This window comes from Streptomyces sp. AC558_RSS880 (assembly GCF_019049255.1).
Lineage (GTDB): Bacteria > Actinomycetota > Actinomycetes > Streptomycetales > Streptomycetaceae > Streptomyces.
The window spans coordinates 253,663-275,699 of record NZ_JAGMUJ010000084.1 but is presented as its reverse complement, the minus strand read 5'-3'; the positions used below and the strand labels follow the sequence as shown (position 1 = coordinate 275,699).

The 22,037-nt window shown below is 73.1% G+C and carries 22 protein-coding genes and 1 pseudogene; 12 read left to right on the top strand and 11 right to left on the bottom strand.

Annotated elements, in window-relative coordinates; all coding sequences use genetic code 11:
- The first annotated feature begins 7 nt into the window (after positions 1-7).
- Complete coding sequence (locus KUM38_RS26010) at positions 8-994, top strand: formylglycine-generating enzyme family protein (RefSeq protein WP_217132333.1); 987 nt, start codon at positions 8-10, stop codon at positions 992-994.
- Positions 995-1,117: 123 nt separating this feature from the next.
- On the opposite strand, the gene KUM38_RS26005 is transcribed toward KUM38_RS26010, so the two are convergent.
- Positions 1,118-2,167: an LLM class flavin-dependent oxidoreductase gene (locus KUM38_RS26005; RefSeq protein WP_217132331.1), complete on the bottom strand. Its 1,050-nt coding sequence runs from the start codon at positions 2,165-2,167 to the stop codon at positions 1,118-1,120.
- 259 nt (positions 2,168-2,426) lie between these two features.
- Between KUM38_RS26005 and KUM38_RS26000 the strand changes: the two genes are divergently transcribed.
- Complete coding sequence (locus KUM38_RS26000; protein ID WP_217132329.1) at positions 2,427-3,656, top strand: NAD(P)/FAD-dependent oxidoreductase; 1,230 nt, start codon at positions 2,427-2,429, stop codon at positions 3,654-3,656.
- On the opposite strand, the gene KUM38_RS25995 is transcribed toward KUM38_RS26000, so the two are convergent.
- The 6 genes and pseudogenes from KUM38_RS25995 to KUM38_RS25975 form a co-directional block, all read right to left on the bottom strand.
- Positions 3,578-4,195 carry a TOPRIM nucleotidyl transferase/hydrolase domain-containing protein gene (locus tag KUM38_RS25995; protein WP_217132327.1) on the bottom strand — a complete coding sequence of 206 codons (618 nt, stop codon included), beginning with the start codon at positions 4,193-4,195 and terminating at the stop codon, positions 3,578-3,580. The genes KUM38_RS26000 and KUM38_RS25995 overlap by 79 nt on opposite strands.
- Positions 4,196-4,265: 70 nt before the next feature.
- Complete coding sequence (locus KUM38_RS25990) at positions 4,266-5,348, bottom strand: lytic polysaccharide monooxygenase (RefSeq protein ID WP_217132324.1); 1,083 nt, start codon at positions 5,346-5,348, stop codon at positions 4,266-4,268.
- 188 nt (positions 5,349-5,536) lie between these two features.
- Complete coding sequence (locus tag KUM38_RS25985; protein WP_217132322.1) at positions 5,537-6,664, bottom strand: cellulose binding domain-containing protein; 1,128 nt, start codon at positions 6,662-6,664, stop codon at positions 5,537-5,539.
- A 273-nt stretch (positions 6,665-6,937) separates the two neighbouring features.
- Positions 6,938-7,960, bottom strand: coding sequence for a LacI family DNA-binding transcriptional regulator (locus KUM38_RS25980; protein WP_217132320.1), 1,023 nt, complete (start codon positions 7,958-7,960; stop codon positions 6,938-6,940).
- Positions 7,961-8,141: 181 nt separating this feature from the next.
- A pseudogene (locus tag KUM38_RS43680) lies at positions 8,142-8,324 on the bottom strand (hypothetical protein); the annotation flags it as partial.
- Positions 8,258-9,967 (bottom strand): ATP-binding cassette domain-containing protein, encoded by a 1,710-nt coding sequence (locus tag KUM38_RS25975; protein WP_217132318.1) that lies wholly within the window; start codon positions 9,965-9,967, stop codon positions 8,258-8,260. The pseudogene KUM38_RS43680 and the gene KUM38_RS25975, both read right to left, overlap by 67 nt.
- Positions 9,968-10,199: 232 nt before the next feature.
- Between KUM38_RS25975 and KUM38_RS25970 the strand changes: the two genes are divergently transcribed.
- From KUM38_RS25970 to KUM38_RS43350, 5 genes are all read left to right on the top strand, one after another.
- Positions 10,200-10,625 (top strand): DUF2809 domain-containing protein, encoded by a 426-nt coding sequence (locus KUM38_RS25970; RefSeq protein WP_374227080.1) that lies wholly within the window; start codon positions 10,200-10,202, stop codon positions 10,623-10,625.
- Between the two features lie 76 nt (positions 10,626-10,701).
- A complete protein-coding gene (locus KUM38_RS25965) occupies positions 10,702-10,944 on the top strand; it encodes an acyl carrier protein (protein WP_217132316.1) in 243 nt (80 codons plus the stop codon).
- 96 nt (positions 10,945-11,040) lie between these two features.
- Positions 11,041-11,262 carry a hypothetical protein gene (locus tag KUM38_RS25960; protein WP_217132314.1) on the top strand — a complete coding sequence of 74 codons (222 nt, stop codon included), beginning with the start codon at positions 11,041-11,043 and terminating at the stop codon, positions 11,260-11,262.
- A 47-nt stretch (positions 11,263-11,309) separates the two neighbouring features.
- Positions 11,310-11,633, top strand: coding sequence for a trypco2 family protein (locus tag KUM38_RS25955; protein WP_217132312.1), 324 nt, complete (start codon positions 11,310-11,312; stop codon positions 11,631-11,633).
- A gap of 3 nt (positions 11,634-11,636) precedes the next feature.
- Entirely contained in the window at positions 11,637-15,326 is a 3,690-nt protein-coding gene (locus KUM38_RS43350) for a trypsin-like peptidase domain-containing protein (RefSeq protein ID WP_217132309.1), read from the top strand.
- A gap of 15 nt (positions 15,327-15,341) precedes the next feature.
- Here the strand turns inward: KUM38_RS43350 and KUM38_RS25945 are convergent, their stop codons facing one another.
- Positions 15,342-16,325 carry a helix-turn-helix domain-containing protein gene (locus KUM38_RS25945; RefSeq protein WP_217132307.1) on the bottom strand — a complete coding sequence of 328 codons (984 nt, stop codon included), beginning with the start codon at positions 16,323-16,325 and terminating at the stop codon, positions 15,342-15,344.
- A 111-nt stretch (positions 16,326-16,436) separates the two neighbouring features.
- Here KUM38_RS25945 and KUM38_RS25940 point away from each other — a divergent pair, with 111 nt between their 5' ends.
- Entirely contained in the window at positions 16,437-17,468 is a 1,032-nt protein-coding gene (locus KUM38_RS25940) for a trans-acting enoyl reductase family protein (RefSeq protein ID WP_217132798.1), read from the top strand.
- Between the two features lie 78 nt (positions 17,469-17,546).
- Here KUM38_RS25940 and KUM38_RS25935 read toward each other — a convergent pair whose 3' ends face one another.
- Together KUM38_RS25935 and KUM38_RS25930 are read right to left on the bottom strand one after the other, a co-directional pair.
- The gene (locus tag KUM38_RS25935; protein ID WP_217132305.1) at positions 17,547-17,996 is read right to left on the bottom strand and encodes a spore-associated protein; all 450 of its coding nucleotides are present in this window, start codon (positions 17,994-17,996) and stop codon (positions 17,547-17,549) included.
- Between the two features lie 127 nt (positions 17,997-18,123).
- Positions 18,124-19,143: an aldo/keto reductase gene (locus KUM38_RS25930; protein WP_217132303.1), complete on the bottom strand. Its 1,020-nt coding sequence runs from the start codon at positions 19,141-19,143 to the stop codon at positions 18,124-18,126.
- A 163-nt stretch (positions 19,144-19,306) separates the two neighbouring features.
- Here KUM38_RS25930 and KUM38_RS25925 point away from each other — a divergent pair, with 163 nt between their 5' ends.
- Entirely contained in the window at positions 19,307-19,918 is a 612-nt protein-coding gene (locus tag KUM38_RS25925; RefSeq protein WP_217132301.1) for a TetR/AcrR family transcriptional regulator, read from the top strand.
- 92 nt (positions 19,919-20,010) lie between these two features.
- Here KUM38_RS25925 and KUM38_RS25920 read toward each other — a convergent pair whose 3' ends face one another.
- The gene (locus KUM38_RS25920) at positions 20,011-20,253 is read right to left on the bottom strand and encodes a DUF6411 family protein (RefSeq protein ID WP_217132299.1); all 243 of its coding nucleotides are present in this window, start codon (positions 20,251-20,253) and stop codon (positions 20,011-20,013) included.
- Between the two features lie 226 nt (positions 20,254-20,479).
- Between KUM38_RS25920 and KUM38_RS25915 the strand changes: the two genes are divergently transcribed.
- The 3 genes from KUM38_RS25915 (at position 20,480) to KUM38_RS25905 (ending at position 22,011) form a co-directional block, all read left to right on the top strand.
- A complete protein-coding gene (locus tag KUM38_RS25915) occupies positions 20,480-20,920 on the top strand; it encodes an OsmC family protein (protein ID WP_217132297.1) in 441 nt (146 codons plus the stop codon).
- A gap of 114 nt (positions 20,921-21,034) precedes the next feature.
- On the top strand, positions 21,035-21,400 hold the full coding sequence (locus tag KUM38_RS25910) for a hypothetical protein (RefSeq protein ID WP_217132295.1): 366 nt from the start codon (positions 21,035-21,037) through the stop codon (positions 21,398-21,400).
- Complete coding sequence (locus KUM38_RS25905) at positions 21,397-22,011, top strand: class F sortase (RefSeq protein WP_217132294.1); 615 nt, start codon at positions 21,397-21,399, stop codon at positions 22,009-22,011. The genes KUM38_RS25910 and KUM38_RS25905 overlap by 4 nt, the downstream gene beginning before the upstream one ends.
- The last annotated feature ends 26 nt before the right edge of the window (positions 22,012-22,037 follow it).

The window sequence follows — 22,037 nt, the reverse complement described above, 5'->3', positions numbered from 1 at the left end:
ACGACGCATGACGCGCGATCACCGCCCCTGCTGCACCCCTGCCGTCACCGGCACACCGGTCGCGATCACCATGCCCCCCGCGGGGGAGCGGCCGCTGTCGGCGGCTGCCGCCCGGGAACGCTCGACACGCGGACAGATCCACTTGTCCGGTGGGGAGTTCGCCATGGGTGACGCCTTCGACGAGGGGTACCGCGCGGACGGTGAGACGCCGGTCCACGCGGTGCGTCTCAAGCCCTTCCACATCGACGAGACCGCCGTGACCAACGCCCAGTTCGCGACGTTCGTCAAGGCCACCGGTCATGTGACGGACGCCGAACGTTACGGCTCCTCGGCCGTCTTCCACCTCGTGGTCGACGCACCCGCCACCGACATCCTCGGCAACGCGGCCGGAGCGCCCTGGTGGATCAACGTCAAGGGCGCCCACTGGCGCCGCCCGGAGGGCGCCCGCTCCGACATCACCGGCCGGCAGAACCACCCCGTCGTCCACATCTCGTGGAACGACGCGACCGCCTACGCCCGGTGGGCGGGCAAGCGCCTGCCCACCGAGGCCGAGTGGGAGTACGCGGCACGCGGCGGCCTGGCCGGACGCCGCTACGCCTGGGGTGACGACCTCACCCCCGACGGCCGCTGGCGCTGCAACATCTGGCAGGGACGCTTCCCCCACACCAACACCGCCGAGGACGGCCACCTCACCACCGCGCCGGTGAAGTCCTACCGCCCCAACGGCTTCGGCCTGTGGAACACCGCCGGCAACGTGTGGGAGTGGTGCGCCGACTGGTTCTCGCCCACCTACTACGCCCACTCCGCCCCGGAGGACCCGCGCGGCCCGGACACCGGGAACGCACGGGTCCTGCGCGGCGGCTCGTACCTCTGCCACGACTCCTACTGCAACCGCTACCGGGTCGCGGCCCGCTCCTCCAACACTCCGGAGTCGTCCTCGGCCAACCTGGGCTTCCGCTGCGCCAACGACGCGTCCGGGAGGCCGGACCGATAGTGCGACGGGGCTTGTGCCGACCGGTCGCGGGGCTTTCCTCAGCCGACGCCTTGCCGTGATGTCGACTGCTGTCACAGAGGGTTCCCGTGCTCTTGCGCCGTGAGGAGCCCGTGCCTCCGCGCCTCAGGCCAGCACGGGCATGATCTCCCGGTGTATCAGGCGCAGTTGGTCGTCGGCGTCCGCCACACCGTCCAGGTCCCGGCCGGTGAAGGCCCGCACCAGCCGCCGGTCGGTGAGGGCGCAGATGACGTGGTTCACGCCGCTGGGCGCGATCTGGGTACGGATCTTCTCCGCGCACTCGGCCGGTGTGCCCGCGACGGACAGCCGCTCGGCGACCTCCGGTGTGGTGAGTTCGATGCCTCGTGCCAGATCGCCGGCGCCGATCGCCTCGATCACCGGTTTCAGCTCGGCGGGTTCCACACCGTTGCGGCGCAGTTGCTCCTCGGGCATGGAGGAGGCGTAGATGCCCACCATGCTGCGGGCCGCCTCCTTCGCCGCCCGGGAGTCGGGCCCGGTGGCGAACACCACCCAGGCGCCGATGTCGAGGGAGCGCCAGTCCTTGCCCGCCCGTTCCGCCCCGGCCTTGATGTGGCGGACCGCGTACGCGTAGGCCTCCGCGGTGTAGCTCAGTGCGTGGTGGCATCCGTCGGACAGTTCACCGGCCGCCTCGAAGGACCTGGGCCCCCGCATCGCCCCGAGCTTCAGGGGCACGCGCCGCTGGACCGGGCGGGCGAAGGTGAACAGCCCGTCGTAGGAGTAGAACTCGCCGCGGTGGGTGATGGTGCCCTCGTCCAGCAGCGTCCGCACCACGTGCAGCGCCTCCTTGACGCGGGACAGGGGCCGGGTCCGGGTCCAGTCGATGCCGTACTGCGCCAGGAGGCCGAAGTTGCCGCTGGACAGCACCGCCTCGGCCCGGCCGTCGGAGAGTTCGTCGAGCGTGGCCAGGGCCTGCGCGATCAGCGTCGGCTCGCGCAGGGTGACGGGGGAGACGCTGGGCCCCAGGCGGATGGTGCGCGTCTGGCCGGCGGCCGCGGCGAACAGCAGCCACATGTCCTTGTGCCAGGTCTCGTCCGCGGCGTAACAGGCGTAGAAGCCCAGTTCGTCGGCGAGTCTGATGGACGCCAGCGAGTCCTGCAGCGGGTAGTCGGGTAACAGGGCGTAGCTGAACCTCATGGGCGCGTCCTCTCCGGCCTCGGCCGATCGGTCACCGACCCGCCCAGTGTCCAGGCCGGTTCGGTACCTGGCCAGGGTGCGCACGCGCCCTTGCGTCCTTCCGGCGAACAAGGTGCACACCCGCTTCACACCCGGCGCCGATGAGGTGCCACGCAGGAGCGAGGCGTGCCCCCCACTTGCCGCACCTATCGAATTTCGATAATTTCCCATCGTGATTCGATCGAAGCGTTCGCCTTCGACGGCCCGAAGGAGCACAGCCATGCCCACAGCAGCCCGCACCCGCGGAGACACGGTCGAAACGGATGTGCTGGTGGTCGGCGCGGGGCTGGCCGGCCTCCACGTCGCCACACTTCTCGCCCGGCGGGGCCACGACGTGCTCCTGGCCGAGCGGCGGACCGGCCTCACCGGTGCGATCCGCACCACGGGAATCTTCGTACGGAAGACGCTGGACGACTTCCCGCTGCCCGACGAACACCTCGGGCCGCCGATCCGGCGCGTGGTGCTCTACCCTCCTGGCCTGCGCCTCCCCGTCAGCCTGGTCAGTGACCGTGACGAGTTCCGGGTGGGCGACATGGCGCCGCTGTACGAGGCGGCGGCCACGGCGGCGGTCGAGGCCGGCGTGCGGCTGGCACTGGGCACGCGCTACGCCGGCCGGGAAGACGACACCTTCCGCCTGGTGGGCCGCGACGGCCCGACCGCGGTCCGGGCGCGCTTCGTCGTCGGAGCGGACGGAGCCCGTTCGAGCGTCGCCCGCGACCTCGGCCTCGACCGCAACCGCCGGCTGCTGGTCGGTGCCGAAGAGGTCTTCGAGGTGCCCGCGAACGGCGAACCGCCGACCTTCCACTGCGTCCTCGACCCCTCGCTCGCCCCCGGGTACCTGGCCTGGGTGGTCAACGACGGGCGGCACGCCCATGTCGGGGTCGCGGGCTACGCCGACCGCTTCCCCCGGGGACTGCGCCGCGCCATGGAAGGCTTCAGCGCCTCGGCTCCCGGACTGGCCGGCGTGAACCGGCCCGAGTCGGTGGAGCGACGCGGGGGCCCGATACCCGTCGGCGGAGTCCTGCGCCGCATCGCCTGTGCCGACGGGCTGCTCGTGGGCGACGCGGCAGGCGCGGTCTCCCCGCTCACCGCCGGCGGTCTGGACCCGTGCCTGCGACTGTCGGAGTTGGCCGCCTCCGTCCTCGACGCCGCACTGCGGTCGGGCGGGGCGGACCCCCTCGCCCACTACAGCGGAGCCACCCTGCGCGCACAGTTCCGAGGCCGCCTCACCCTGCGCAGAGGCCTGGCGCACCTTCGGACACCGGCCGCGGCCACAGCGGCGTTCGCCGTGCTGCGCACGCCGCTCGGCCGGGCCGCGGCCGCCCGCGTCCTGTTCGGCGACCGGTCCTTCCCCGACCCGTCGCCCGCCGGTCAGAGGCTGGTGAGCAGGTCGTCGAGCGGGGCGGGCACGCGCTCGGGGTGGAGTGCCTCGACGAGGACGCGACCGTAGTGGATCTTGCGGCCCTTCTTCGTGCCGAGGAAGCGCCGCAACCGCTGCTGTGCGGTGCGTTCCCGCTGGGCGGGCTGGTTCAGGAAGGTCCGCAGGGGGCGCAGATCGCCCTCCGCCCGTATGAGCTCTTCCACCCGCGTCACCCCCAGCGCGCGGATGAGTTCGTCCTCCAGGTCCGCGGCACAGACGAAGAACTCCTGCCGTGCCACACCGGCCCGCTCCCACCCGCGGGCGTAGTAACCGCGTTCGCCCTCGTCGCAGAGCCCCGTGAGGCGCAGGTCCAGCCCGGGTGGTCCGAGGAGGCGGGCGAAGCGCCCGACGTTCATCGCGCCGCCCATCGGCAGGACGCAGACACCTTCGGCCGGCAGGTCCCGGCCGCGGCCCGCGGCCAGCGCGCCGACCGCCGCGGCGTCGCTCAGCCCTTCGAGCAGCACCACCGTCCGGACGCCGAGTCGCGCGGCCAGCTCGCGCGCGGGGTCGTCGGGACCACCGGCCGCCCACGTGGTGACCGCGTCCCGGAACGACTCCATGTCAGTCATGAGAGGAGTCTCGGCCCTTGCCGGGCGACACCGGTAGGGATTTTCCGCCGGTGCCGCCCGTCGAGGCCGGCTACGGTGCCACGCAGCCGATCGTTCCCACCGGGAAGTCGTTGCCCGACGACGTGGCCGTGAAGCCGAACGTCACGCTCCCGTCGGGATTGATCACACGGTTGTGATCGACGTTCCGCACCGTCACCGTGCCGTCGGACCCCTTGGTCAGGGAGCCGTTCCACGCACTGCCGATCGTGGTCCCGGAACCGGGCTTCCACTGCACGGCCCAGCCGTTGAGCGGCGACGTCCCGTGGTTCATCACCTCGACCGAGCCCTGGAAGCCGCCGTCCCAGGAGTTCACCACGTTGTAGACGGCCATGCAGGAGCCGGTGTGCGTCGGGGGGTCCGTCGGGTCCGGGGTCGGGTCCGGGGTCGGCGTGCCGCCCGAGCCCCGGATGCCGGTCACCTCGCCGTTGCCGCCGTCGAAGACGACGTCGGAGCAGGAGAAGAAGTTCTCCTGGCTGTCCGAACGCACCCACTGCATGAAGATCAGCGCGTCGCCGGAGCGCCCGGAGGGAAGCTTCAGGTCCCAGTGGTAGTGGCCGCCGTTGGTGCCCGGTGAGCCCTGCTGGGGCGGGTTGGTGACGGTCTGGATGAGCTCCAGGTCGTCCCAGCCCAGCTGCGATGTGGGCGACCAGCCGGGCTTGGTGAGGTAGACCCGGAAGTCACCGGGGTGCGCGGCCCAGTTGCTGTACTTCACCTTGACCGTCGCTCCGGACGTCAGATGCGTCCGGGGCCAGTCCGCGCGGGCCGCGTTGTAGGCGGAGAAGTCGTACGGGGAGCGGTCGCCCGCGCTGCAGAGCGTGCCGTCCGGGACGTAGCCGGCGCCCCGTCCCGCCGCCTTGGAGTCGAGTACGGCGAACCAGTTGTACAGCGCCGACGCGCCGCTCTGGTTCAGCGCGTTCCGGCACGCCGGGTTGGTCGGGTCCAGCCCGCCGGTGCCGGTGACGGCGTCCAGCTGGCAGAGGTAGGTGCGTGATCCGGGCATCATCGCCACGCCGTGCGCCTGTGCGTCGTTCTGCCAGAGGAAGCTCAGGCCGAGCCCTCCGAGGAGGGTGGCCAGTACTGCTGCCAGGGAGACGAATCTCCGTCGTAGGGCCATGGGGTCTCCTGTGCCGGTGGTGGATGGGGCGGACAGGTGCGGGGGGTGGAAACCCCGCCCGTCCCGGGAGGGGCGTCGACCGGACGGGCGGGGGGCTCGGGGGGACCCGGGGCCCGCCCTGTCGGCGCAGGGAGGAAGAACGGGCCCCGGGTCGGGGGACACGGCGGGTGCGCGGTCCGCCGGTCGCGTCAAGCGGCCGTGCAGGCGGTGCCGTTCAGGCTGAAGCCGTTCGGCTGGGTGAAGGTGCCGCTGTAGGTTCCCTGGAAGCCGAAGCTCTGGCTGCCGCCGGGCGCGATCTGCGCGTTGCCGCCGAGCCCGCTCGCCGTGACCGCGCCCGAGGAGGGGCTGACGGACGCGTTCCAGGCGTTGGTGACGCGCTGCCCGGAGGGCAGGGTGAAGCCGAGCTTCCAGCCGTCGACGGCGGACGAACCGGTGTTCTTCACGGTGACGTTCGCGGTGAAGCCGCCCGGCCAGACGTTCGTGGCGTACGACACGGTGCACGCGGCCGGGTCACCGGGCCCACCCGGGCCGCCGCCACCGGTGTTGATGGTGGAGGAGAAGGAGTTCACCGCGAGCCCCGCCCCGTTCTGCCAGGGCTCGAAACCCGCCTGAACGCTCGTCAGGTACCAGTCGTTCTGCGCCATTCCGCGCGCGACGGTCTCCCGGACGAAGTCCATGACGTCGAAGCTGAAGTTGCTGATCGCCGACGGTGCGACGAACGAGAGCACGTCGTTGGAGCCGTTGCCGCCCGACCACACCTGCCAGGTGCGCCCGGCCACGGTGGCCGTGCCGACCTGGGAGCCGATCGGCTGGATCGGGCCCACCTTGTTCAGCCAGATCATGATCTCGGTCCGGTTCACGCCGTCGGTCCGGGGCGTCGGGTCCAGCCAGATGTCGTACGAGGCGTTGTACACGGCGTCGCTGACGTAGCCGTACGAGATGCTGCTGGGCGCGCCGGTGATGCCGCTGATCCGCGCGGGGAGGGCGGTTCCCGGCGAGCAGTTGGTGTAGTGGCAGCCGTTGAAGACCGACGGGTACGACTTCGGGGCCCCGTTGGTCGGCACCGAGCCGTCGGCCTGGGCGACGCGGAAACCGGTGTCCGTGGCGGTGACGCACTGGGTGGCGCTGGTGCCCCAGCGGTTGTTCTGGACGACGTAGCGCCCCTGGATGGTGGTCGATCCGTACTGTTCGCAGATCGTGGTGTCGGCCTGGGCCGGCGCCGTCCCGGTCACCAGCGCCGCGACCACGGCGAGAGCGGTGAGGAGCGTCGCGAACAGGCCGCGCAGGGCCCGGGTGTGGTGCGGTAACCGTCGCATGCGGGGACCTCTCCAAGAGGGTGTGGGGGACGACCGGGCGGGAGCGCTCCCGCCTCCCCATTGATGGGAGCGCTCCCATTGGTGTTTCGGGACGGGACTGTAGGAGCTACGCATGTCCCTGACAAGGCTGTGCGCGGGAAACTGTCGAATTTATTTCGAAGCCGCAGGTCAGCGAGGTGATCCTTAAGGGCCGTCCGTCTCGGGAGCGCTCCCGAAACATTCGATGCGGCTGTGGCTCGTGAGGCGGACGAGGAGACGGGGGGAAAAGACGGGTCAGGCGGAGTCGCGCAACACCAGTTCCGTACGGAGGATGACGTGCCGCCAGGCCACCTCCGGCTCCTCCATCTCCTCCAGGAGCAGCCGCACCATCGTCCGGCCGATCTCCTCCAGCGGCTGGCGCACCGTCGTCAGCTTCGGATCGGTGTGCTGGGCGAGCGGGAAGTCGTCGAACCCGATCACCGCGACGTCCTCCGGCACCCGGCGTCCCGCCGCGCGCAGGGCGTCGAGCGCGCCCGCGGCCATGGTGTCCGACGCGGCGAACACGGCGTCGGTCTCCGGGGCCCGCTCGAGGAGTTCGGCCATCGCCCGGCGCCCGCTGTCGGCCGAGAAGTCCCCCTCGACCGTCCAGGCCGGCCTGGTCTCGGCGCCCGCCCGTTCCAGCGCCTCGCGGTAACCGCGCAACCGGCACTGGGCCACGTACATGTCGAGCGGCCCGGTGATGGTCGCGATCGAGCGGCGTCCGAGGCCCAGCAGGTGCGCCACCGCGCCGCGGGCACCGCCGGTGTTGTCCGCGTCGACGTAGGTCACGCTCTCCTCGCCCGAGCGCCGCCCCAGCAGGACGGTGGGCAGCCCCACTTCGGCCAGCATGTCGGGCAGCGCGTCCTCGGCGTGCACGGACATCAGCATCACGCCGTCGACCCGGCCGCCGCGCGCGTACTCCACGAGGCGCTGCCGTTCGGCGTCCGTGCGCACCAGGGTGAGCAGCAGCTGCACCTTGGTGTCCGTCAGCGCGTCGCCGACGGACCGGACGATCTCCGAGAAGAACGGCTCACCGAACTGCCGCCAGTCCGGCTCCGTCATGACCAGCGCGACGGCGTCGGCACGCCGGCCCGCCAGCGAACGGGCCGCCAGATTGGGGACGTACCCCAGCTCGGCGATGGCGCGCTGCACGGCGCGGCGCGTCGAATCCTTCACGCCCGCCGCGTCGTTGATGACGCGGGAGACGGTGCCCCGCCCCACACCGGCGAGCGCGGCCACCTCCTCCAGCGTCGGTGTGCCGGGACGCTGCCTGCCCATGACCACCCCCCACGAGATCACTAGATCCTACGGCCACCGGGTGCCGGAACGGCCGTTCTCGGCACACGCTTCGTACCTGGACGGCCCGACCGGCGCCGGACAGCGGCAGCTGCCTCCCGACCGCCGGGGAAGAGGAGCAGGCGCCACCGGGTCCGGTGTTCCCGGTGCCGCTCCGTCCTCCCTACGGCGCGGGTGGAGGGGAGAGTCGTTCGCGGACCCGTGCGGGATCCGGGTCGACGTGCGGCCGGCCCCCGACGACGACCGTCGGCACGGTCTCGTTCCCGTCGTCGGCCGCCCTCACCACTGCCGCTCCGTCCGGGTCACGCCGGATGCCGGCCCAGGGCGACCGCCCGACGGGCCGCCCACCCGCAGGAGCGGCCAGTCCGCGAGGTCCCGCAGGAGCTGGCGGTCGTGGGTCGCGACGACGACGCCGGCGCCGGTGCCGCGGAGCGCCCCGGTCAGCTCGTCGACCAGCGGCGCCGACAGGTGGTTGGTCGGTTCGTCGAGCAGGATCAGCGTGGGCCGCCCGGACAGCGCCAGCGCCAGGTCGAGACGCCGCTGCTGCCCGAGGGACATCCGCCCGACCGGCGTCCCCGTCGTACCGGAGTCCAGCAGCCCGAGGGACCCCAGCGCGACGGCGTCGCCGTCCCGGAGCACCCCGCCGGCCACCAGCCGTCCGACGTGCCGGTCGTACACCTCGCGGGCGGTGAGCCGGGGGTCCTGTCCGGCGGTCTCCTGGGTGACCCGGACCACCCGTGCCCCGCTCGCCGTCCACACGTGCCCGTCGGTGGGCCGGAGGGCGCCGGCCAGCACCGCGAGCAGCGTGGACTTCCCGGCGCCGTTGGGCCCGGTGACGAGCAGCCGTTCGCCGCCGTCGAGGGCGAGGTCGACCGGACCGGCCAGCCGCCCGTCGACGGCGACACCGTGCGCCCGCAGCTGCGGAGCGCCCGGCCGGACACCCAGCCGGGGCCACCGCAGGGCGGACGGCGGCTCCGGCAGGTCGATCCGGTGCGCGTCCAGTGCCTCCTGCTGCCGGTTCAGGGCCTGTACGACGCCCGGCGCGCGGGACTGGCGCCGGTGCTTGCCGGTGCCCTTCTCCGGCCGCCAGCCGGTGGAGAGCCGGTCGCGGGCCCGCGACACCGCGTCCTGCAGCCGCCGGTGCTCGGTCTGCTGCTGCTCGTAGTCCTGCTCCCAGCGTTCACGCTCACGGCGCCGGGCCTCCTCCCACGCGTCGTAGCCGCCGGCGTACAGGCGCGGCTTCCCGTCGCGGGCCGGGTCGAGGTCGAGGAACCGGTCCGCGACGTCCCGCAGCAGCGCCCGGTCGTGGCTGACGACGGCGAGTCCGCCGTCGTGTTCGCGGAGCCTGCGGGTCAGGAAGTCCAGGCCGTCGGCGTCGAGGTGGTTGGTCGGCTCGTCGAGCAGCAGGACGTCGTGCCGCGCACCGAGCAGGCACGCCAGCCGGACGCGGTAGCGCTGCCCGACCGACAGGGCCGACAGCGGCCGCTCCCGGTCGGTGCAGGCACCGAGGGCCTCCAGGGCGACGTCGACGCGGCGCTCGGCGTCCCAGGCGTCGAGACGGGTGGCGGCGTCGAGCGCGGCGGCGTAGCGGTCGTCGGCGGCGGACTCGCCCCCGGCCATGGCGAGGGCCGCCTCGTCCAGCGCGGCGAGGGCCGCCAGGGACGGGGCCAGCGCCGCGGACGTGAGGGTGCCGACGGTCTCACCGTCACGCGCGGACAGCTCCTGGCGGGCCAGACCGAGCGTGCCCGTCCGGTGCACGGTGCCCTCGTCGGGTGCGACCAGTCCGGCGAGGACGTGCAGCAGGGTCGTCTTGCCACGGCCGTTCTCGCCGACGACGGCGATCCGCGACCGGGCGGAGACGGTGACCGAGACGTCGTACAGGACGCGCCGGGACCCACGGGTGACGGTGACACCGTCGGCGCGGACGTGGGCGCCGGCGCCCGCCTCGGCGGGCAGGGACATGGCTTCGGGGGTCGGGGTGGGGTTCAACGGATGCTCCGCAGCTCGCAGTGGAGCCGGGCAGCACGAAACAGCCGCCCGGCGGGGACCGGAACGGCGTGCGCTGATTCAGGGAGAAGGCGCCGCCGTCAGCGGGCGGATCGAACCTTCTGCGACCAGATACCTCGTGCCATACCCAGCAGCCTAACAAGGGCGGCGCCCCTGGTTCCTCCGGTTTTCGACGAGCGGGGCCGGGCCGTGCCCGGACCGAGGCTGAGGGATCATGACGACCATGGCACTCTTCCTCAGAACCCGCCCCGGCGGTGACACGGCACGGACCCGTGCCGCGGCAGCCGTGGCCGCGCTGGTGACCGTCGGCGCCGGACTGGGCCTCAGGGCCGTGGCGACGGGGGACGTGGCCAAGTACGGTGGGGACGCCCTCTACACCCTCCTGATCTTCGCCCTGGTGGTCCTGGCGGTGCCGCGGGTGACACCGCCGAGGGCCGCCGCGGTCGCGCTCGCCGTCAGCTGGGGAGTCGAGTTCCTGCAGCTCACCGGGGTGCCGGCGGAACTCTCCCGGCACAGCACCGTGGCCCGTCTGGTCCTCGGGTCCACCTTCAACGCGCCGGACCTGTTCTGGTACGCGATCGGCGCGATCGCGGGCCTGCTCGTCGCACGGGGGCGTGCGGTGCCGGCCGGAGAGCCGTAGCACGCGGTACCGGTTTCACCGGGCGGCACGGTGATACCCGGCCCTCCGACCTGTTCCCACGTGTGCGGGAGGACTCATGGCGACCGGCGAGACGGGCTTCAGCGATGTCGTGTACGACCTGATCTCCGTGCAGTACCACTCGCTGAAGGCGGGCCACGACTACGGCCAGTACGTCCGCGACGCGGAGAACGCGGGCGAGAAGGAGATCGCCGACTTCTTCAGGGAGGTCATGGCACAGGACGCGGAACGCGCGGCCCGCTGCCACCGGCACCTCGCCCGGCTGTCCGGCACCGAGAAGGCCGGCCCCGCCGTCGACTGACCGCACAGGCGCGTCGCGGCTCCGCCCGGCCGGTACCCGGGTGTCCGGCCGGACGCCCGGCATGCGGGCGGACGCCGCGCACCGCACGCTGGTGCCATGGCGAACGACCGGCCCATCGTGATCTACCCGCCCGGCGAGGACGGCGGCCGGCGCGTCCGCGGCGGCGCGCGGTTCCTCGGGATGGCGTACGGGCTGCTGGACGTGGTGGAGTTCCTGCGCCTCGCGGGGCTGGAGAGCGTCGACGACGACTGGCTGCGCCGGTCCGCGACGGTGGAGTGGCGCGGCGGCGGCCCGGACGTGTGGGGTGCTCACAACTGATCGGTACGCTGGGGAGGTCGCAGCGGAACGGGAGGGACGGGGGCAGGATGACGGTCGACGATGCTTGGGTGGGGCTCGCCGAGGCCGTGCGCGCGGTGCGCAGGGAACTCGCCGAGGCCGTCGCCGACGGGGACGGGACCGACGTGCGCTTCGACGTCGGCCCGGTCGAGCTGGAGTTCACCGTGGACGTCCGCAAGGAACAGGGCGCGGACGGCGGGGTGCGGGTCTGGGTGCTCTCGGCGGGCGGAAAGGGCACGAAGACCTCCGGTACGACCCACCGGATGCTCGTGTCCCTCACCCCGGTCACCGGAGACGGGCAGCCCTTGCGCATCACCTCACAGGAGGCGGCCGTCACTCCACGCGGTGAGTGAGAGGTGGCCCCGGACGCGCGTGTGGTGGAGGTCTGGGCCCGCGGACCGGACGGCGGCTGGTCGTTCGGATCCGGATACCGGGTGGGCCCCGCTCTCGTACTGACCGCGGCCCATGTGATCCGGCCGGAAACCGGCACGCCCGGCACGGAGTTGTTCGTCCGCCGGCTCACCGGGGACCGCCGGTGGCAGGTGCGGACCGTCTGGTGCCGGCTGGACCGGCGGATGGACGCCGCGCTGCTGGAGATCAGCGACCCGGAGTGGGAACCCCCGCCCGGTGAGCCCGGGGTGCGGTGGGGCGTGCTCAGCGGCTCCGCACCCGGAGTGCCGTGCGCGGCGTCCGGGTTCCCGATGTCCCAGCGGCAGGACAACGGCCTGCGCGACACCGACCAGCTCTCCGGCAGCATCAATCCGGGCACGGGCGTACTGCGGCACCGCTACGAGGTGGAGGTGCACGGCACGGTCCGGGCGCGGCACGTCGCCCCCTCACCCTGGTCGGGCATGTCGGGTGCCGTCGTCCTGTCGGGCGGGCTGGTGACGGGCCTGATCGTCGAGGACCCACGAGCCTTCCGCAGTGCCCGCGTCGATGCCGTGAGGGCCGTCGACCTGCTGGCCGTCGACGCCTTCCGCCAGGCGGTGGAAGCGGACACCGGGCGGCCGCCCGTCCTGGAATCCGTCGAACTCGCTCACCTGTCGGCTCCCGCCGACCACCCCACCGAGGTGCGGTCGCCTTCGTTCCTGCTGCGGGCCGACTCCGAGGTCGTGCCCTTCCACGGACGCGAGAGGGAACGCGCCGCACTCGACGCCTGGTGCCGCGAACCCGGGTTCGGGGTGCGGATCCTCACCGGTCCGGCGGGGCAGGGCAAGACCCGCCTGGCCCGCGAGATCGTGGCCGGGCTCCACCGGGAGCGGCGGCTGGCCGCATGGGTCACGTACGACGGTCCGTCCGCCACCGCACCCGACCACACCGTGCTGCACACGCTGTCCACGCCGGCGGTGCTCGTCGTCGACTACGCGGAGACGCGCGGCGACCAGGTGCGCTCCCTGATCGAACACGCGCTGGCCAATCGTCACGGCACCGCCGTCCGCCTGCTGTTGCTGGCACGGACGTGCGGCGACTGGTGGTCCCGGATCGCCAAGGGCACCTCGGCCCTGCTGGAGGACGCCCTGCGCGACGTGCGGACCGACGAACTCGGACCGCTGGAGACGACAGCGAAGGGCCGGTCGGCGGCGTACCGCCGGGCGCTCGACGCCTACGCCACCGCCCTGAGCCGCATCCCTCCCCACGACGGCACCCCCTGGCACCGCCACGTCACCCGGCTCGTGCGGACCGGGCCCGGAGCCACCGGACCGGACGGCACGACGGAGGCGGTGCTCGCCCTGCACACCCGGGCCCTGACCGACCTCCTCCAGGCCGGACCCGCGCCGGTTCCGCGCCGGCCGGGCGACTCCCCGGAGGACGTACTCCTGCACCACGAATGGCGCTACTGGTCACGCCACGCCGAAGCGTGCGGGCTGCGCCTGCCCGACCGAGTGCTGGACCGGGCCGTCGCCGCGGCCGCGCTCTGCGCGGTGGACACCGACGCGAAGGCCGAACAGGTCCTGCGCACCGTGCTTCCGACGGCCTTCGCCGGGCAGGCCGCCACCGTGACGGCGGCCGGCCGCTGGCTGCGCGCCCTCTACCCTCCGGCAGGCGGAACCGTCTGGGGCTCCCTGCAGCCCGACCGGATCGCCGAGCACCTCGTCGGCCGGCAGATCACCGGCGCCGACGACCCGTTGTTCGATCTTCTCCCCGCACTGGGCGAGACCTCCCTGGAGGCCGCCCTGACCGTGCTGACCCGGGCCATGGCCCACCAGCCGCGCCTCGCCACGGTGCTGCCGGCCCTGGTGCTCACCCGCGCCGAACAGTACGCGCCGGGCGCCCTGTCCGTGGCCGGCCGGACCGACCCGCCGGAGCCGCTGCGCAGGGCACTCACCGCCGTACTCGAGAACGGCCGCATCCCGACCGCACTCGCCCTCACCCTCTTCGACCGGCTCCCCCTGACGCCAGGGCCCTTCCGCCGGGCGTCGGACCTCCTGAGCGCCCGGCTGACCCGGTCCCTGGTACGGGTCGAACAGCAGCACGGACACGCGCCGCTCGCCGCCACCGCCCGGACCATCGACGCCGTCGCCACCCGCGCGGCACTCGCCGGTGACTACGAGAAGGCCGTCAGCACCGGGGACACGGCCCTGGAGTACTGGCGGGCCGTCGTCGCCGCGGAGGACGGCCGGCGCTACGTGCCCGAACTGGCCGACGCCTGCGCCAACCAGGCCGTTCACCTGGGCCAGGTCCTCCTCCACCCGGACGCCCTCCGCCTCGCCGAGGAGGCCGTGGACCTGTGGCACACGGCCGTGGACAGCGGACAGGCGACCCCGCCGGAGACGACCCCCGCCCTTCTCACCCTCGCCGACGCGCAGTCCCGCGCCGGCAGGTTGAGCGACGCGATCGAGTCCGTCGAACGGGCCGTCCGCATCCGGCGGGACGCCGCCGGGAACGGCTCCGCCCAGGACCGCCACGCGCTCGCCGTCGCCCTGGCCGCGCTCGCCGCCACCCTGCTCGAAGCGGGTGACCCCGAGCGGGCCGTCGACACCGTCGACGAGGCGCTGCTCACCTGGGAGACGATGCCCGGCGCCCCCGCGGACCGGTACGCCGCCGCGCTGCTGACCCGTGCCGGGGCACTCACCGACCTGGCACGGCACGCCGAGGCACTGCGGACGGCCGAGCGGGCGGTCGCGCTCTTCGCCGACGACGCGACGGATCCCGCCGACCGGTCCCGACGGGAGACCCTCGCCAAGGTCTGGAACGCGCTGTCCGTCTGCCTCAGCGAACTGGGCCGCGACGACGAGGCCGTCGCGGCCGGCCGCACGAGCGTCGCGCACCTCTACGAGCTGGTGCGGCGCAACCCCCGCGCGCATCTCGTGAACACCGTGAGCGTCATGGCCAACCTCTCCCACGCGCTCAGCGAGGCGGGGGACGCCCAGGAGGCCCTGGACATGGCCGAGAAGGCGCTCCGCCTCTACGACGAGCACCTCCACTCCGGGGCGGGGCACACGGCGGAGATCTCCGCCCGGCTGCTCGACACCCTCGCCCTGAGGCTCAACAGCGCCGGACGCCACGAGGAGGCCCTGGAGAGATCAGCGCAGGCGGTCGAGCACGGGCGCGGGCTCCTGGAGGCGGATCCCGGCCGCCACCGCCCCCAGCTGTCGCGGCTGCTGACGAACCAGGCCCTGATCCTCGTCGAACTGGGCCGCCTCGACGACGCGGTGCGAGCCACCCTCGAATCCGTCGCCCTCGCCCGTACGGCCGCCTTGCACCAGGACGACGACGCCACCCTGGCGGATCTGGCGCTGTGCGTCTACAACGCGGCCATCGACCTGGGCGAGTTCGGTCGCCTCGACGAAGCCGCGGCGCTGGCGGAAGAGGCCGTCGGACACCACCGGGCGCTCGCCGGACGCCACCCCGAGGCTTTCGCGGCGGACCTGGGCGACAGTCTCGTGGTGTGGGGCCGACTGCTGCGCGATCTGGGCAGGGTGGAGGCGGGACGGGTCCGCCTGCGTGAGGCGCTCGAGCTCTTCGAGTCCGGAGCCCGTCCCGAGAGCGTCGGGGAAACCCGCGCTCTCCTCGACTCCCTCACCGGGCACGGGGATCCCGCCTGAGACGGAGAGGGTCCGTCACCCTTCGGGAAGACCGCGCACCGGCGTCGTGGTGTGCCGGTGGGTCCGTGAGCGGAAGGTGCGGCGGTAGGTGTCGGGAGGCACGCCGACGGTGCGGTTGAAGTGCCGGCGCAGCGTCGTGGCGGTGCCCATGCCGGTGGCCGCCGCGATGCTGTCGATGCCGTCGTCAGTGGTCTCCAGCAACTCCTGTGCGTGCCGGATCCGTTGGGTCAGCAGCCATTGCAGCGGCGTGGTGCCGGTGACCGACCGGAAGTGGCGGCCCAGGTTGCGCGAGCTCATGCGCGCCTCGCGGGCCAGATCCTGGACGGTGAGGGGCTGGTCCAGCCTTTCGAGCACCCAGGGCAGCAACGCGGCGAGGGGGTGGTTGCCCGGGGCCGGCACCGGGGTCGCGACGAACTGCGCCTGGCCGCCGTGGCGGTGCGGCGGCACGACCAGGCGGCGCGCGAGGGTGTTGGTGACCGACGCGCCGTGGTCGAGGCGTACGAGGTGCAGGCACAGGTCCAGCGCGGCGGCTTTCCCGGCGGAGGTCAGCACGCTGCCGTTGTCCACGTACAGGACGTCCGGGTCCACCGTCACCCGGGGATGGCGCTCGGCCAGGACCCGGGTGTGCGCCCAGTGCGTGGTCGCGCGCCGTCCGTCGAGCAGGCCCGCGGCGGCCAGCACGAACGCGCCCGTGCAGAGGGAGGCCACGCGGGCACCGGCCTCGTGGGCGGCGCGCACCGCGTCGAGCAGATCGGCGGGCGGTTCCTCGTCGACGTCGGCCCATCCGGGGACGATCACGGTGTCGGCGTGCGGGAGCCGGTCGAGGCCGTGGTCGGGCTCCAGCAGGAACCGTCCGGCCCGCACGGCGCCCGGCCCGCAGACGACGAGGTCGTACCAGGGGCCCGGCACCCCCGCCGGGGCGGTGCCGAAGACCTCGTGGGCGACGGACAGTTCGAAGTGCAGCATTCCGTCGGTGACGGCCAGCGCGACAGTGGTCACGTCCGGAATTGTACGGGCCGTGGCGTTCCGGACACTCGCGCGGGAGTGCCCGCCCTCGACAGGATGTCCACGACGGATCACGACAGGTCGTTCGAGGACGGGGAAGAGTTCATGGAGTCGCAGCGCACGGTAGTGGTGTTCGGCGCGTACGGGCACACCGGGCGGTTCGTGGTGGCGCGGTTGCAAGGCCGCGGGTTCGTCCCGGTCCTCTCCGGCCGCGACGCCGGGAAACTGGAGGCGCTGGCCGCGTCCCACCCCGGCATGGAGGTCCGTCCGGCGTCGGTCGACGACCCGGTCTCGCTCGACCGCGCACTGGCCGGCGCGGCGGCCGTGGTCAACTGCGCCGGGCCCTTCGCCACGACGGCGGCACCGGTGATCGAGGCGGCGCTGCGCGCCGGAATCCCGTACGTGGACGTGGCGGCCGAGATCGAGGCCAACGCCGACACGTTCGCGTACTTCGGCGACCGCGCCCGCGCGGCGGGAGCGGTGATCGTCCCCGCGATGGCCTTCTACGGCGGTCTCGGCGATCTGCTGGTCACCGCGGCCATGGGCGACTGGACGGCGGCCGACGAGGCGCACATCGCCTACGGACTCAGCGACTGGCACCCCACCGCCGGAACACGTGCGGCGGGCGCGGTGTCCCGGCAGCGGCGGGACGGCCGACGCGTCCGGTACACCAACGGGCGGCTGGAGTACCACCGTGACGACGCGTCGACGCTGGAGTGGCCCTTCCCCCACCCGATGGGCCCCCGGACCGTCATCGGGGAGTTCACGATGGCGGACGCCGTCACCGTGCCCAGCCACCTGTCCGTCCCGGAGGTGCGCACCTACATGACGGTCGAGGCGGCCAGGGACCTGTCGGATCCGGACACCCCGGCACCGGCCGCGGCCGACGAACTCGGGCGGTCCGCGCAGACCTTCCTCGTCGACGTCGTCGTGCGCTCCGGCGGCGGCGAACGGCGCGCCGTGGCCCGGGGCCGGGACATCTACGCCGTCACCGCGCCCCTCGTGGTGGAAGCGGTGGACCGCATCCTCACGGGGCGGACCAGGACGGCCGGTGTCGCATCCGCCGGCGCGATCTTCGACGCGCCCGACTTCCTCGGTGCCCTGTCCTCGCACCTGTCCCTGGAACTGCGTCCGTGAGACGCCGGGTGACGCGCCGGAGCCCTGTCGGGGCCTTGCGGCCCCGATAGGGCGAAGCGGTCCGCCGGGAGGCGCGGGTCAGCGGGTGAAGGTGACCCGGTGCTCCTTCAGGGCACCGCAGTTGGAGCCGTACACCTGTACGTACACGTTGTTGATGCCGCCGCCCCAGTCCACGCAGTGGCCCTTGCCGTAGACGTAGGTCGGCCCCGCGTACGACGTGAACCGTCCGTCGTCCTGGTCACCCTCCTCGGTGTCGGGGACGTAGATCCACGCGGACATGTCCAGGGCGGTGCCGGGGTTGTTGCGGATGGTCGCGACGCAGTTTTGGCCGTTGGCCGAGTTGTACGTCAGGTAGACGGTGCCCAGTGAGCCGACGGCTGCCGAGTTCACGGTCTTGTAGCCGCTTCCGCAGACCTTCTGCGGTGTGGTGTTGGGTGCGGCCGAGGCCGGTGACGCCAGGGCGGTCGTGGCTCCCACCGACAGGGCGGCCAGCGCGGAGGCGGCCAGGACGGAACGGGTGAATCTCATATTTCCCCCTTGCGGCTCTTGGAGCGGTTGCTCCTGTCTGGTGTGACCCGCGGGCCGGGCGAAGGGTTGTGCCGTGTTCGACGGCGGATGCCGGCGCCCGGTCCCCGGGCTCGCGGCGGGAGATCCGTCAGCGGCGCCGCAGCGACGCGTCGAGCAGCGCGGGCGGGGTGTCGTACTTCTCGTGTGCGGCCAGATCGGTGCCCGGGGCGACGACGGAGTCGATCGCGTCGAGTACGTCGGCGGGGAGCACGGTGTCGGCGGCGGCGAGCTGGGAGTGGAGGTGGTCCAGGGTGCGTGGTCCGACGAGGGCACTGGTCACGGCCGGATGCGCGGTGGCGAAACCGAGCGCGAGCTGGATCATCGTCAGGCCGGCCGCGTCGGCGATCCCGGCCAGCCGCTCGACGGCGTCGAGCCGGGCCCGGTTGGCGGGGAGGGCGGTGTCGAAGCGTTCCGGCATGAACGCCGAGCGGTGGGTGGTGACGTCCCGGCCCCTGCGGACGGCGCCGGACAGCCAGCCCGAGGCCAGCGGGCTCCACACCAGCACTCCCATCCCGTACTCCTCCGTCACGGGCAGGACGTCGGATTCGATCCCGCGCTGCAGTACGGAGTAGCTGGGCTGTTCGGTGACGTAGCGGCCCAGGCGGTGTTCGCGGGCGGCCCACTGCGCCTGCACGATGCGGTACGCGGGGAACGTCGAGGAGCCGAAGTAGCGGATCTTCCCCGCGCGCTGCAGATCGGTCAGGGCGGACAGGGTCTCCTCGTCGCTGGTGGCCGGGTCCCACCGGTGGATCTGGTAGAGATCCACATGGTCGACGCCGAGCCGGCGCAGGCTGTCGTCCAGTGCGGTGACCAGCCAGCGGCGCGAGCTCCCCCGGTGGTTCCGCTCGTCGCCCATGGGCATGACGGCCTTGGTGGCCAGCACGATGTCGTCGCGGCGGCCGGCGACGGCCTTGCCGACCATCTCCTCCGACTCGCCGTCGCCGTACATGTCGGCGGTGTCGATGAGATTGACGCCGGCCTCCAGGGCGGCGTCGACGATGGCGGTGGCCTCCTCCTGGGTGGTGCGTCCGATCCTGCCGAAATTCATCGCGCCGAGCGCGAGGGTGCTGACCTGGACACCGGTGCGGCCCAAGGTGCGGTACTGCATGTTCGTGTCTCCTCGGTGCGGGAAATGCGTGAGGGCATGGCGGGGGCACGGCTTGGTGGCCGGGCGTCCGCTCTGGCATCATGAGTAAACGGAACGACGTTCCGGAACGATACGGAACGCCGTTCCGTTTTGGCAAGCGGTGGTGGACGGAAGGAGCGGCGCGGTGAGCGACAGTGACGAGGGCGCCGGACGTGCGGCTCCGTCCCGGCGCAAGGACGCCCGGCGCAACAAGGAGGCCCTGCTCGACGCCGCCGCCGCGGTCTTCGTCGCGTCGGGCGTGGACGCGCCGGTCCGCGACATCGCGGCCAGGGCCGGAGTCGGGCTGGGCACGATCTACCGTCACTTCCCGACGCGGGCGGACCTCATCATCGCCGTCTACCGGCACCAGGTCGACGCCTGTGCCGAGGCCGGCCCGGCCCTGCTGGCCACCCGTGCGACTCCGCACGCGGCACTGGGGGAGTGGATCGGCCTCTTCGTCGACTTCCTGGTCACCAAGCACGGTCTCGCCGCCGTGCTGCACTCCGACGAGGCCGGTTTCGACGCCCTGCACGCCTACTTCCTCGACCGTCTCGTGCCGGTCTGCACCCAGTTGCTCGAGGCCGCCGCGGCGGCCGGGGAGATCCGCTCCGACATCGACGCCTACGCACTCATGCGCGGCGTCGGGAACCTGTGCATCGGCGCGGAGAGCGACCCCCGCTACGACGCGCGCCGGCTGGTCGAGCTCCTCGTCGCGGGACTGCGGTCACCTCGGCCCGCCTTCCCTGCCGGTGAATGACACGGGGCACACCATGTCACACCTTTGACCGGTCTCCTGTCCTACCGGTGGGAAGGCGGCGCACGGTGACTGCCGAAGTGAACCGGCCCTCGTCAGAACGGCAGCCGCCCGCGGGCACGCCGCCCCGCGGAACCGCTGCGGCCGACCGCGCGGGAGCTCGAACGGAAGGGCTTGCCGAGGAGCCGCCCGAGCCGGCCCGGAGCCTTGGCCCCGGCCCGGGAGCCGACGCCGAGGGCGCGTTGTGCTCCGTTCTGCGGGTGCCGGGAGAGACGTGGGACGAGGAAGGCGAGGACAGCGATCACCACGCAGACGGCAACGATGCCAACGACCATCATGGAGGCCTCCGGAGTCGGGAACGTGGACGCCGGACCGGTTGGTCCGCGAGGACCGCGTGCCCCGTTCCCGCGTGAACACGCCCCGGAACCGGTACGGTCCGCCGTCGTGACGTCCGAGCGGGGGGAGGCGTCCCGGCACCGAGCCGCCGCTGAGGTCCGACGGTGAGGCGGAGCGCGGTGCCACCGGATCCGCGAGCGCGCCGGTCCGTGGCCTTACCGTCGACGCATGAGCGAAGACTCCACGCGTTCCGTCGTCGTCGAACGGACCGGCACGGGCCACTTCGTGGCCACCAACACCCGTGGCGGCACGATCCGGTTCGGCACCGCCTCCGAGGACGGCCGGAACACCGATTTCACCCCGGTCGAGCTGCTGCTCGCCGCGATCGGGGGCTGCACGGCCGCGGACGTCGACGTCGCCACCGGCCGCCACGCCGAGCCCGACGCGTTCTCGGTCACGGTGACGGGAGACAAGATCAGCGACGAGCTGGGCAACCGCATGACCGACCTCGTGGTCACCTTCCGGGTCGCCTTCCCGGACGGCGAGGGCGCCGATCGCGCCCGCGCGATCCTTCCCCGCGCGGTCAGAACGTCACACGACCGTCTCTGCACGGTCAGCCGCACCATCGAGACCGGCACGCCCGTCACCGTCACCGTCGAGGACGCCTGACGGGGCTTTGCCTTCTCTTTACAACCTGTGCCGCCGCTGTCCCGTCTCTCCGCACGATCCATGACCCAGCCCGCCGGGCCATCGTGCGGGCGGAGCGACGAAAGAGAGCGATCCATGCGCCGAACTGCCCTCAGTGTCACGGCACTCGCCTGCACCGCCGTGCTGGCGAGCCCGGTACCCGCGTTCGCCGACGGGCCGTCCCCGGTCCCCGCGGCCACCGTGACACCCAGCGAGTCGCCGGCCCCGGCCGACGCCACGGACCCGAGCCCCGTACCGGCCGAGAGCGACGCACCGGACCGGTCGGCGGTCCCCGGCGGGGTCACCGTCGTACCGAGCGGTGCGCCCGACACCGGCGTCGGGTCCGCGTCCGCGGAGTCCGGGGCCGACGGCGCGCTGATCGGCGGGAGTGCCGCCGCGGTGCTCGCCGCCGGCGGCGCGGCGGTCCTCCTCGTACGCCGCCGGCGGGCGACCACGGCATGACGCCGCTCTCCAGGCGTGCCTTCGCCACCGCGGCGACGGCCGCGCTCCTCGGCGGCTGCGGCGGCGGTCACCGGACCGGCCGGTCCACGGCCGGACACCCCGCGCGTACGACACCGTCCGCGCGGCCCTCCGCGGAACCGGCGCGCCCCCTCGGGCGTTCGGTCCCGGTCGGACTGGAGATACCGGCCATCGGGGTCGACACCCCGGTCATCCGGCTGGGGCTGGCCCCGGACCACACCGTCCAGGTGCCTCCGGTCACGGCCCATGACCGCGCGGGCTGGTACCGGCACTCGCCGACGCCGGGCCAGACCGGCCCGTCGGTGATCCTCGGTCACGTCACGGTCGGCGCCCACGGGGACGGCGTCTTCCGCCACCTCGCGCGCCTGCGCCGGGGGGACGGGATCGTGGCACGCCTGGAGAACGGCACGGCGGCGGTGTTCGCCGTCGACTCGGTCCGGACGGTCGCCAAGGCGGACTTCCCGACGGACGCGGTCTACGGTGACGTCGGCCGGCCGGAGCTGCGGCTCATCACCTGCGGCGGCCCGCGCACCGGCGACGAGTACCGCGACAACGTGATCGTGTTCGCCGCCCTGACCTCCGCCGGCCCTTGATCCGCCGCCGCGTTCCCGGGCCGGCG